We start from the raw sequence: 12094 nt of genomic DNA, 5'->3' as shown, positions 1-12094 counted from the left end.
CAAAAGCAAGTCAGGTTTTGTAACTGGGATCCATGCGATCGAGTTTACGCAGCAACGCAGGCCACTCCATCAGGCCATAGGGTCTGCGGGTGCTGGGTTGGTAGTTGTTCCAAGTCTCTTCCAGGACGGCTGGGGCCACTGTAACAAAAGGGGTGTGGCAGGCCATGGCTGCGAGTTGGGTGCGGCATGCCAACTCCAATCGGTGCATCCAATTGAACGCCTCGCCCACGCTTCGGCCCACGGTCAAGGCACCGTGGTTGCGCAAAATGAGCGCTTCGCCCTGACCCAAGTCTGCCACCAAAGAAGCTTGCTCGGCCAGATCGAGCACCACCCCTTGGTAGTCGTGGTAGCCGATTTTCAAAAATCGCATGGCCGTTTGGGTCAAAGGCAGCAAACCGCATTCCAGCGAAGACACGGCCATCGAGGCCCAACTGTGCGTGTGGATCACACAATCGACTTCGGGGCGGGCCGCATGCACCGCACTGTGGATGACGTAACCGGCCTTGTTGATGCCGTAGTTCAAATCACCGAAATCGGGCGTGGACAAAATGCGGCCATCGTGGTCGATCTTGATCAGACTGGACGCTGTGATTTCTTCGTACATCATGCCGTAGGCGTTGATGAGGAACGCCCCCTCTTCTCCCGGCACGCGAGAGGAGATGTGGTTGGCCATCATGTCCGACATGCCGTAGAGGGCCACCAAGCGGTAGCAGGCCGCCAAATTCACACGCGCTTGCCACTCGGCAGGTGGGCAGCGCGCTTGCATGGATTCAATCTTCAAATGGCCGTTTTCAATCATGTTCACTCCTGTCACTCAGTCGAGTTTGACACCCGCGCTCTTGACCAAATTCACCCAAAATTTGGCATCTTCGTTCAAGAATGCACCGAAACTCTCTGGCGATGTCGACACATCCACATCGGTCCCTTCACGGGCCAAGGCGGCTTTGACTGAAGGTTGTGCCAACGCCGTTTGCGTGGCTTCAAAAATCTTTTTCATCACAGCCGGTGGCGTGCCCACGGGGACAAACAGGCCATACCAAAACTCAATGGCGTATTCGGGCAATCGGGCCTCTTGCATGCCCGGCAAACCAGGAACCAAAGGCGTGCTGTTCTTCGTGCTGACGGCCAAGCCTTTCAAGCGACCGGCCTGGATCATCGGCAAGACCGATGGCGGTGTGCCAAAGGTCACCTGGGTGTCCCCGGCGATCACCGACTGAACGGCAGGCGCGCCCCCCCGAAACGGGATGTGAACCATGTCCACGCCCGTCAATTGGGTGAACAAGGCTGCGCCCAAGTGCGGCGCAGAACCATTGCCCGAGGTGGCGTAATTGATCTTGCCCGGCGCCTGCTTGGCCCGTGCGATCAGGTCTTGCACCGACTGGATGCCGATGCTGGGGTTGACGGCAATGACCAGCGGCGACGTGGTCACTTTGGTCACCGGCACCAGGTCTTTGGGCGTGTAGTTCAGCTTGGGGTTGAGCGCCGGGTTGACCGAGATGCTGCTGGGGCTGGCCAACAAAACGCTGTAGCCATCGGGTGCAGCCTTGGCCACGTTTTCAGCAGCAATGCTGGAGCCGGCACCGGCCCTGTTTTCAACCAGCACCGTTTGCCCCAAGGATTTGCCCATGGCATCGCTGATGGCGCGGGCCACATAGTCGGCTGCGCCACCCGGCGCAAAGCCCACCACCAAGCGAATGGGCTTGTTCGGGTAAGCCGCCCCCTGGGCATATGCACCCATGGCCAGGCAGCACAGCGCCCATGCGGCCATCAGTTTTCTTTTGTTCATGGTGGGGTCTCCTTCGTGGTGGAATATCTCGGACGATCGGGCGTCGTCTCAAGCCGCGCTGGCGATGCGCAGCACGATCTTGCCGGTGTGCTGGTTGCTTTCCATGCGGGCCTTGGCTTGGTCCAATTGGTCAAAATCAAAAACGTGATCCACCAGCGGCTGGATCCGGCCATCGGCCAATGCCGGCCAAATTTGCGCCGTGAACTGGGCAATGCCATCGGCGCGCTGTGCGGGTGTGCGATTTTTGTTGGACACACCAAACAAGCACAGTCGCTTGGCATGCAAGGCCTCCAAGTCAATGGTGGCGCTCAGGGTGTTGTCGACATAACCCACAAAACCCAAACGCCCCTGGAACGCCATGCAACGCATGCTCTCCGCAAAAACACTCCCGCCCACGGTATTGACCACCAGGTTGGCCCCTTTTTGATCGGTCGCTTGCAGCACGGCCTGGTGAAAATCGGCCGCACGGGTGCACCACCCCACATCCAACCCAAGGGGCTTCAATTGGTCCAGCTTGGCCTGCGAGCCCGAGGTGCCGATGACTTTGGCCCCCAATACCTTGGCCATTTGCAAACTGGCCACGCCCACACCCGAAGACACCCCGTTGATCAAGAGCCATTGATCGGCTTGCAAGTGGCCTTGCAACACCAAAAGATCGTAGGTCACCAAAAATGTCAACGGGATGGCGGCGGCTTGCGCCCAACTCAAGTTGTCGGGCACGCGCATGATCTCGCGCACATCCATCAAGGCATATTCGGCAAAAGCGCCGGGACACCGGCCCATCACCCGGTCACCCATTTGCCAAACGCCGGTGTCACTGCCCAACTGCACAATGCGACCTGCGCCTTCCATGCCTGCGCGCTTGCTGCCACCTGGGCCATGCAGACCATGGCCCACAATCAACTCCCCCCGGTTGAGCGCCGCAGCATGCAGCTTGACCAGCACTTGGCCTGCACCCGGTGTGGGCATGTCCTCGTCGCGCAAGGCCATGCTGACCTGTCCCTCGCTGATGTTCATCCAATACGATTTCATGAGCCCCTCACTCGCCTTTGAAGACGGGTTTGCGTTTTTCCATGAAGGCCTTGCGACCTTCGGCGTAATCGGCACTGTCAAAACAACCGCGGATGAGTTGCGTGCAGTGATCCATGTCCAGCTCAGGCGAAGGTTTGAGAATTTCCCGCGTGATGGCCTTGGCCGCTTGGATGGTCAAGGGCGCGTTGGCTGCCAAGGCCGAGGTGTATTCCGCCAGCAACTCGGGCAAGGCCTCGGGTGCACAGATCCGCGTGACCAGACCCAAGCTTTGGGCTTCTTGTGCGTTGATTTTTCGGGCGGTGAAGAAGAGGTCTTTGGCCGCGCCAGGGCCGATCAGGTCGACCAAATTTTTCATGGCCGAATAGCGGTAACCCAGACCCAGTCGCGCGGCCGGCACCGAGAACACCGCATCGCTGGCAGCAATGCGCATGTCGCAGCTGATGGCCACATTGACACCGCCACCGATGCAAAAACCCCGAATGCATGCCAAGGTGGGCTTGGGGAAATTGAAAATCCCCATCAGCGCGGTCTCTGCCATGTGCTCATAGCGCGTGACGGCCTCGCGCGCGGCACGCATGTCCTCGAACTGCGAAATATCAGCCCCCGACACAAAAGCCTTTTCGCCGGCGCCGGTGAACACCACCAGGCGCACACGGGCGTCGTGCTCGGCCAGACTCAAGAGCACCGGGACGGCCTCCCACATGTCGACCGACAAGGCGTTGTGCCGCGCCACATTGTTGAATTGGATGAACAGCGTGCTGCCCTCCAACCACGTGTTGACCCGCTCCGTGGGTGAGGCGTAGACGACATCGGCCATTCAAAAAACTCCTTGGGATTTCAGTTGCTCGAGCGCTTGGGCCGTCAGGCCCAATTCACCCAGAATTTCTTCGCTGTGCTCACCGCGGCGGGGGGCAGCGCGGGCGATGGTGCTGGGGGTGCGCTCCAGTTGTACCGGTTGGCCCACCAAACGCTGCAGGCCTTGGTGCACCGACACGACCTCTTTGACCATCTTCAGGTGCGCAATCTGTGGCTCTTTGAAGACCTCATCCATGCTGTTGATCAGGCCGCAGGCGACTCCGCCCTCGTTCAAGCGCTCAATCCAGTAAGCCCGATCTTGCAAAGCCAGCCTCTCGTTGATCTCAGCATTGAGCGCATCACGGTTGACCGAGCGGCTGGGTTTGTCGTGGTAGCGCGGGTCGGTGACCCATTGAGGCGCTTCCAAAATGTCGCAAAAACGCTCCCAGATTTTGGAGCCAAACACCGCGATGTTCATGTACCCATCGCGCGCCTTGTACACCCCCGTGGGAATGCTGGTGGGGTGGAAGTTGCCGGCCTGCATGGCCACCTCTTCGTCCATCAACCAACGCGAAGTTTGGAAATCCATCATGTACACCATGGACTCGAGCAAGGAGGTGTGCAGCCACTGCCCTTGGCCGGACTTCTCACGCTCGAGCAGGGCCACCAAAATGCCCTGCGCTGCAAAAATGCCGGCACACAAATCGGCAATCGGGATGCCCACACGCATGGGCCCCTGCTCGGCCATGCCGGTCACCGACATCAGACCGCCCATGCCTTGTGCAATTTGGTCAAAGCCTGGCCGCCCAGCCAAAGGCCCCGTCTGACCAAATCCTGAAATGCTGGCGTAGACCAGACCCGGGTTGTCGTGCCGAAGGCTTTCGTAGTCAATGCCCAAACGGAATTTGACGTCGGGCCGAAAATTCTCCACCACCACATCGGCTTTGGCGATCAACTGCTTGAGCAGCGCAATGCCCGCGGGTTCCTTCAGGTTCAGGGTGATGGAGCGCTTGTTGCGGTGGGTGTACTGGTAATCCGAGCCTTCTTGCCCACCCAAGGTGTCGTCGCCGCGCATGTGCTCGGGCATTTGCACCTGGACCACGTCGGCGCCCCAGTCCGCCAACTGACGGCAGGCGGTGGGGCCTGCGCGCACTTGGGTCAGATCAATCACGCGAAAACGAGACAAGGCGGCAGAGGCGGGTTGGTGCGGCATGGCGAAAATCCTGCAAAAAAGGACACCATTCATCCCAGTGCATGCACCTGTTGATGGCCCGTAAAGTGTGAACGTCCGCCCCTAAAGTGTCAACACTTTAGGATCATTGTTGACACTTTGGCGACGCCACGGGACGGATTTCCACGTTCTTCAGGTAGGATTGTTTGCCGATGAATGAGGCCCCCTTCAGCCAGCAACCAAGACATGAATGCAGCCCCAGAAAAGCCAGAGCAAGGCTTGCCCGTCTTTGTGGCAGACCAGCTCAAGCAACTCATCTACAGCGGCGAACTCCAGCCGGGCGAGCGCTTGAACGAAGCCGCCTTGGCCCTGCGCATGGGCACCAGCCGCGGGCCTGTGCGCGAAGCAATTCGGATGCTCACGGGATGGGGCTTGGTCAAGGCGGTACTCAACCGAGGGGTTTTTGTCCGCCAAATGTCGGTTCGGGAAATGTTGGAGCTGTACGAGCTGCGCGCATTGGTTTTTGGATTTGCCGCTGAACGGGCCACCGACCACCTGGCCGAAAGCCACAAAGCGCAGTTTGAGCAACTGCTCAACGGCATGGATGCGGCCTGCGAAACCGAAAACGCCAACCTCTACTACGAGCTGAATTTGAAATTTCATGCCCTGGTGCTGCAGTTGTCCAACAACCAGCGGGCACAGGCCACCTACGATGACTACGTCAAGGAAATGCACCTGTTTCGGCGGGCATACTTCAACGCACCCGGCAATATGCGCCAGTCCAATGCCGAACACAGGACTTTGTACGAGGCCATCGCCAAAGGCGCCAAGGCCAAAGCCAAGTCCACCGCAGAACGCCACGTGCTCAAAGGCCGCGAGAGGCTGTTGAGCAACATCGACAGGTCCAGTCCGCTGACAAGGCTGTGAGGCCAAGTGCGCCCGTGATCAGCGCCGTTCTGTCACGCTGGCGAGCTTGGATCAAGTGCGGCCCGTCAGAGCCAGTGCACAGGCCGACAAATTTGGAAATGCACCGTCAACGGGCACACGGGCATCTGGTGCCCATTGCCCCCCTTCTTGCACGATGAGGTACGCGGCTTGCATCTGGGCGGCTCGCGCGGCTTGAATGTCCGATAGGCGATCACCGATCAAGATCGAATCGGACAAAGCGATGCCCAGCTCGGTGGCGGCTTGGAGGATCAGACCCGGCAAAGGCTTGCGACAGCCACACGCCACGGCCCACTTGCCAACGATCCCCTCTGGGTGATGAGGACAGTGATAAATGCCTTCCAACACAACGCCTTGTGCACGCAGCGCCGCCGTCATGTGCGCGTTCAAATCCAAGTAATCTTTTTCATCGAAATAACCCCGCGCCAAACCAGACTGGTTGGTCACGATGACCAGTGCATAGCCCGCATCTTGGAGTCTCTTCAAGCCATCCACGGCACCGGGCAGAAATTGAAAATCCGACCATCGCCCCACATAACCGGTGTCCAGGTTGATGACCCCATCACGGTCAAGGAAAACCGCCCGGCGCACAGAGCGGCCATTGAGGCCTGCGCCACGAGCCCGCTTCAGCAGCGAGCTTGTCGAGTAGCCAGGGGTGAATTCAATCGCCAAAGCTTGCCCACCCGAGTCACGCACCCAACGCGCTTCGGGCAGAACGTCCATGTCGTAATCACCACCTTTGACATAGATGTCCGGGGCCACTTCACGAATCAACTCAAGAGGGGTCTTGTCATCAAAAAAAGTCACCAACGAGACCGACGACAACGCCGCCAACACAGCCGCCCGGTCCATTTCTGTGTTGAGCGGCCGGTCATCGCCTTTGCCGAGCAGCCGAACAGAAGCGTCTGTGTTGAGCCCTACCACCAGTGAACCACCCAAGCTTCGCGCCTGTTCCAGGTAATGAACATGACCTTTGTGCACGATGTCAAACACCCCATTGGTGAACACCCAGGGGCGTGGCAAACACGCCAAGCGTTTCATCAACTCAGGACGCGGACATATTTTGTCGTCCAGCATCATGCGCCCAACAACTCCGGTGCACTCAATGTGGCGGTCCCAAATTTAGCGACCACCAAACCACCCGCTCGATTGGCCAACGCCATCGCCTGCACCAACGGCACGTCCGAAGCCAGCAACATGGCCAACACCGCAATGACGGTGTCGCCCGCACCGGTGACATCCGCGATCTCCACCTGCTGCGCAGGCAAATGCACCCGATGCCCTGGCTCAAACAGCGTCATGCCCTCTTCAGCCCGGGTCAACACCAGCGACTGGATCTCCAAAGACTCGCACAGCTGAGTGACCTTCATGCGAAGTTGATCCTCGTCCTGCCATGGGCCAATGATGTGCATCAACTCCTGCCGGTTCGGGGTGATGAGGTCCGCTCCTTTGTATTTCGAAAAATCAGACCCTTTGGGATCCACCAAGACTTTCAAACCTTTTTGCTTGGCCAAGCTGATCATCCGTTGGACATCCACCAGCGCCCCTTTGGCGTAGTCGGAAATCAACACCGCTTGGTGGTTCAGAAGTTCGTTTGAAAAATGTTCCAACAAGATGGCCAAGGCTTTTTCACCAGGCCGATCCTCAAAATCAGCACGCAGCATTTGCTGTGACCTGGCAACGAGACGCCATTTCATGGTCGTGCGCAAACCTTCGTCAGCCAACAATTGGGCCGAGATACCCGCTTGCTTCAACAAACGGCTGAGTTCCTCGCCTGCAGCATCGCGACCCACGATGCTTTGCAAACTGACTTGTCCGCCGAGCGCCTTGATGTTCATGGCCACATTGGCTGCGCCACCAGGACGGGTCTCTTCCTCCATCACCTGCAAAATAGGAACCGGTGCTTCGGGCGAAATGCGAAAAACATCACCCATGAAATACCGGTCCAGCATCACATCGCCCACCACCAGCACTTTGCTGCTCGCCAGGACAGCCGCCATGTCCATGGCGTTGAGTTCAGTGGGGTTCATGGCGCTGTCAGTTCAGTAGAGAGGCCTTGCTCGACCAACTCACACAGGGTGTGGATCAGCAAAATGTGCGCCTCTTGAATCCTGGCCGTGCTGGCGGATTCGACCACCAAACACAAATCACAATGGGGCTTTAAAGCCCCACCGCCTTTGCCCGTCAAACCCAAGACAAAAACACCAGATTGCCGGGCCTCAATGGCCGCCTGAACCACATTGGGCGATTGCCCCGACGTTGACAATGCAACCAGCACATCACCTGATCGGCCAAGACCCTGAACCTGGCGCGCGAAAATTTGGTCAAACGCGTAATCGTTGGCGATACACGTCAGGACCGAGGTGTCACTGGTCAGAGCCACCGCAGCGTAAGGTTGTCTGGATTTCTGGAAGCGGCCCATCATCTCCGCAGCAAAATGCTGGGCATCCGAGGCGGAACCACCGTTACCACAAAGCATCAGTTTCCCACCGCCCTTCAAGGCACCAGCCAATGCCCGCGATGCCTCCAGCACCAGATCTGAGAGCTGCGTCAGCGACTGCATGGTCAGCGCATGTTCTGCCATGTTTTGGGCCAACAAGTTGGGATTCATGGGTTGACCTCATCAAACGCTTGGGCACCTTGATGGGGGCCATGCACCACCTCCGTCACCGCCGCTTTCACTCTGGCCAGGACGCCTGGCCAATCATTTTTTCGCTCTTGTCGCCACTGTTGAACAGACGCATACCACGCACTGTCCTGAGCACCGTGCATCCAGCGCCATTCGCTTTGGAAACGATTGAGCAGCCAGCAAGGCTTACCCAAAGCCCCGGCAAGATGGACCACCACGGTGTCCACAGAAATCACCAGATCCAGCTGCTGGATCACCGCCGCCGTGTCAGAAAAATGGTTCAAGCTCTCCGACATGTCCATCACCCCCCAAGACTGCAACAACTGCGCTTCTTCCAAACTGCGCTCGCGTTGCAAGCTCACCCACACCACACCGGGTATGGGCATCAGTTCGCTGAGCATGGACAACTTCAAACTGCGGGTCTTGTTGTGCGCCAAACCGGGATTGCCTGCCCAGCACAGTCCAATGACCGTCTTTTGTTCCTGTTTGGCGTGCCGAACCAAATCGTCAAACTTCCGAGAAACGGCATGCCCGGCCATGGGCTTCAAATAGCCCGCCCTGCCAGGGATTTGTTGGCCGCTTTTCAACCCCAGTGCGAGGGGCAGACTGCCCATGGGGCAATGCCAATCAAACACACGCGAACGCACCACCGATTGCCCCTGCGCGGAGGTCAGCAACTGAATTTGAGGCGGGAAGTTATGGGCCACCAGCTCATACAACTCGGGTTGAATGACCCACGTGATTTGTGCGAACTTCCCCAGAAGTTGGGGTAGAAATCGCGCAAATTGAAGGGTGTCGCCAAAGCCTTGTTCGTGGTAGACGACGATGGAGTCGGCCTGCGGGCGTGTGGGCTGGCCTGTCCATTGCGGGCATGAAAAACGGGGTGCTTCTTGCGGCTTGGCTTGACTAGCACCCAGCCATCGCCATTCATAAAGCGGCCAGCCCCTGGTGAAATCGCCTTGCATCAAATAACTCAAGGCGAGACCAAACTGCGCGGCTGCCAATTGGGGATCACGTGCCACGGCTTGTGCGTAGGCCTTTTGGGCGTTCCCCGGCCTGGCACAGTCCAACTCCATCGCCCCCAAGTTGTTCCAAGCATCCACGAAGTCTGGGGCCAGCGCAATGGCCTTGTTCAAACGCTCAAAAGCCAAGTTCTCTTCGCCCAGAGCCATCAAAATGCTCGCCAGATTGACGTAGGCCTCCGATCTGTCGGGCTTCAATCGAACGGCCACTTCCAAGGCCTGTCTGGCCTCCTTCAAACGCTCATGCTTTTGCAAGACATTGCCGTAATTGATCCACCCTGCATAGAGTTCTGGGTTGGTATCCACGACTGTTTGGTGCAAGGCAAGGGCCCTCTCGTGCTCACCTTGGTCGTACAACAAATTGCCCAAATTGCTGCACGCCGGCAAGAAAGGCTTGGGCAAACCCACCAAGGCTTCCAACCGGGCGATGGCCTCTTGGGTGCGACCCAAGTGCACCAACAACATCGCATAGTCATTGGACAAGGCTTCATCATTTTTCGACTTGGCCAACCAATGCTCAAAACATGGTCCCGCTTCATCGTATCGCTTCAAGGCCAACAAGCATGCCGCTTCGATGCGCCCCATTTCAAGTGAATCGGCTTGTACGGCAAGGCACGCGCGGGCGCTCTGCAAGGCCGCATCAAATTGATTGAGCTTGCGCAGCGTTCGTGCCTGGGTGGCCAGCGCCTCGGCGTGCTGCGGCTTCAGGCGCAACACCACATCACAAGCCCCCACCGCCTCACGCAGACGGCGGGTGGAACTCAAGGTCTTGGCAAAATTCAACCACGCATCGGAGAACTCGGGTTTGGCTGCAATGGCTTTCAACAACCATGTCAATGCTTGGGCATGGTCTTTTCTTTGGGAGCACAAAACGCCGAGCAAATTCAGCGCATCAGGGTGTTCAGGCTCTTGTTTCAAGATCTCTTGATAACCTTGCGCCGCAGCATCCAGACGTCCGGCCTGGTGATGGCCAAATGCCAATTGCAGAGTGGACTGCAGAGTCGTCATCACAACCCCAATTGCGCCAATTCAGCACTGACCCGCAACAAGGCTTGCGACCAGTCACCATAACTGCTTTGCCGAACAATGCGCATGGTTTGGTACCACGGCGTCTGGGCATCCTTCAGGCCCCAACGCCAACAGGCATCAAAGCGCGACAACATGATGGTCGGGCGGCCGATGCTGGCACTCAGGTGGGCGACCGATGTATCGACAGTCACCACCGCGTTCAGTGCCTGGCACAGCGCCGCCGTGTCTGCGAAGTCCTGCAAAGAGGAGGCTGCACTCGGGATACCCGGCAGCGCATTTTCCTGCTCCCCCTTTTGCAAGCTGACCCAGTCGATCTCGGGATGCGCTTGGATCAACTGGCGGGCTTGGTCGCTGGACAAGCTGCGGCGACGGTCCACCAAACTGGCCAGGGGCATTTCGCGCCGCGGATTGCCCGCCCACACGATGCCAATTCGTGGCCGACCGCGACCCGTTGATGGGGGAAACCAAGCATCCAGCCGCGCCTGCCAAACCGAGACATCATCCGATGCGGGTTTCAAGTAAGGCGTTGGATGGAACTGACTCGGCGAGAAAATCCCCAGATAAAGCGGCAAACTCATCAAGGAGACTTGGTAATCCAAACCACTGGGCACAGGGTCTCCGCTGGAGAGCACATCGGCACGCATGTCCAGCGTCTGAAACAAGCGCTTCAAATTCGTGTCGGTCAGCATAAAGACCTGCGCGCCCATTTTTTCAAGCATGGGCACAAAGCGACAGAACTGCAGCATGTCGCCCAAGCCTTGTTCACCATGAACCAAGATGCGTTTGCCTTGGATGGCTTGACCTGTCCAACGGGTGATGTGGGGATACGGTGCGGCCATGGGCACTTGCAAACGTGGATCCAGTCGCGCCTCATAGCGCCGCCAACCTGGCTCCCACTGACCATCGGCCAACAAGGCCATGGCGTAATTCATCTGTCCTTCCGGGTAATCCGGCTTGAGTTCGATGGCCTTGCGGTAGCAAGCCAAAGACCGCTGCAAATCACCCAGCTCTCGCCAAGCAGAGCCGAGGTTGTTTTGTACACGCGCACTGGTGGGGTCTTCCTGGGCCAGTCCCTCCAGCAGGGCTTTGGCTTGCAGCGGCTGGCCTAAATCACGCAGCAAATTGGCCATGTTGTTGCGGGCACCCACGTGCTGGGGATCCGCCGCCAAAATTTGCTTGAAAACTTTGAGCGCCCCGTCAAAGTCACTGGTGCGTGACAGTGAACTGGCCAAATTGACCATCGCCTTCAGATAAGACGGGTCCGCCAACAAGGCTCGCCTGTAGGCGTCAACCGCCTGGCCATGCTGCTGCTGATCACTGAGCAAATTGGCCAAATTGAACCAGGCTTGTGCATGCCCTGGCGCCATGCTGAGCAACTTTCGATAGGTGTTCAGCGCCAATGTCAGCTGACCATCACTGCGCAAAATATTGCCCAGATTGAACAGCCAATCGGGCTGAAAGTCACTCAAGGCAATGGCCAAGCTCACATGGTTGATCGCTTCGCCATGCCGGCCTTGCATGCTGTGACACACGCCCAGCAACTGTCGCGCTTCGTGATTTTCTGCTTGCGCAGAGAGCACTTGCTCCAGCAGTTGTTGCAATTCGGGCAATTTGCGCGCCGACAACAATTGGCTCGCGCGGCGATTCCAGTCAAGATGGGCCGGAGATTTTTCTGGAGCTGTCAC

The 12094-nt window shown here is 58.0% G+C and carries 10 protein-coding genes and 2 pseudogenes; 1 reads left to right on the top strand and 11 read right to left on the bottom strand.

Annotated elements, in window-relative coordinates; genetic code table 11:
- Positions 1–10: 10 nt before the first annotated feature.
- Genes ACHEXK_RS02050 through ACHEXK_RS02030 form a run of 5 tightly spaced genes read right to left on the bottom strand, consistent with a single transcriptional unit; the run spans position 11 to position 4826 of the window.
- A complete protein-coding gene (locus tag ACHEXK_RS02050) occupies positions 11–799 on the bottom strand; it encodes a class II aldolase/adducin family protein (RefSeq protein WP_416547594.1) in 789 nt (262 codons plus the stop codon).
- A 15-nt stretch (positions 800–814) separates the two neighbouring features.
- Positions 815–1786 (bottom strand): Bug family tripartite tricarboxylate transporter substrate binding protein, encoded by a 972-nt coding sequence (locus tag ACHEXK_RS02045; RefSeq protein WP_416547592.1) that lies wholly within the window; start codon positions 1784–1786, stop codon positions 815–817.
- Between the two features lie 48 nt (positions 1787–1834).
- Positions 1835–2818: a zinc-binding dehydrogenase gene (locus ACHEXK_RS02040; RefSeq protein ID WP_416547591.1), complete on the bottom strand. Its 984-nt coding sequence runs from the start codon at positions 2816–2818 to the stop codon at positions 1835–1837.
- Positions 2819–2825: 7 nt separating this feature from the next.
- A complete protein-coding gene (locus tag ACHEXK_RS02035) occupies positions 2826–3635 on the bottom strand; it encodes an enoyl-CoA hydratase (protein WP_416547589.1) in 810 nt (269 codons plus the stop codon).
- Entirely contained in the window at positions 3636–4826 is a 1191-nt protein-coding gene (locus ACHEXK_RS02030; RefSeq protein ID WP_416547588.1) for a CaiB/BaiF CoA transferase family protein, read from the bottom strand.
- A 204-nt stretch (positions 4827–5030) separates the two neighbouring features.
- Between ACHEXK_RS02030 and ACHEXK_RS02025 the strand changes: the two genes are divergently transcribed.
- The gene (locus ACHEXK_RS02025) at positions 5031–5711 is read left to right on the top strand and encodes a GntR family transcriptional regulator (RefSeq protein ID WP_416547586.1); all 681 of its coding nucleotides are present in this window, start codon (positions 5031–5033) and stop codon (positions 5709–5711) included.
- Positions 5712–5762: 51 nt separating this feature from the next.
- On the opposite strand, the pseudogene ACHEXK_RS02020 reads toward ACHEXK_RS02025, so the two are convergent.
- The 6 genes and pseudogenes from ACHEXK_RS02020 to ACHEXK_RS01995 form a co-directional block, all read right to left on the bottom strand.
- Positions 5763–6302 (bottom strand): annotated as a pseudogene (locus ACHEXK_RS02020) (D-glycero-alpha-D-manno-heptose-1,7-bisphosphate 7-phosphatase); the annotation flags it as partial.
- Positions 6303–6338: 36 nt separating this feature from the next.
- Positions 6339–6806, bottom strand: a pseudogene (locus ACHEXK_RS02015) (adenylyltransferase/cytidyltransferase family protein); the annotation flags it as partial.
- Positions 6806–7759, bottom strand: a complete 954-nt coding sequence (gene rfaE1, locus ACHEXK_RS02010; protein ID WP_416547585.1) for a D-glycero-beta-D-manno-heptose-7-phosphate kinase — start codon at positions 7757–7759, stop codon at positions 6806–6808. The pseudogene ACHEXK_RS02015 and the gene rfaE1, both read right to left, overlap by 1 nt.
- Positions 7756–8340, bottom strand: coding sequence for a D-sedoheptulose-7-phosphate isomerase (locus tag ACHEXK_RS02005; protein WP_416547583.1), 585 nt, complete (start codon positions 8338–8340; stop codon positions 7756–7758). Before ACHEXK_RS02005 ends, rfaE1 begins: the two co-directional genes overlap by 4 nt.
- Positions 8337–10388, bottom strand: coding sequence for a tetratricopeptide repeat protein (locus ACHEXK_RS02000; protein WP_416547582.1), 2052 nt, complete (start codon positions 10386–10388; stop codon positions 8337–8339). The genes ACHEXK_RS02005 and ACHEXK_RS02000 overlap by 4 nt, the downstream gene beginning before the upstream one ends.
- Positions 10388–12094: a tetratricopeptide repeat protein gene (locus ACHEXK_RS01995; protein WP_416547581.1), complete on the bottom strand. Its 1707-nt coding sequence runs from the start codon at positions 12092–12094 to the stop codon at positions 10388–10390. The genes ACHEXK_RS02000 and ACHEXK_RS01995 overlap by 1 nt, the downstream gene beginning before the upstream one ends.

This window comes from Limnohabitans sp. DCL3 (assembly GCF_048019295.1).
Taxonomy (GTDB): Bacteria; Pseudomonadota; Gammaproteobacteria; order Burkholderiales; family Burkholderiaceae_C; genus Limnohabitans_A.
Note: the sequence above shows the minus strand (reverse complement) of the source record. Positions and strands in the feature narration are given on the sequence as shown.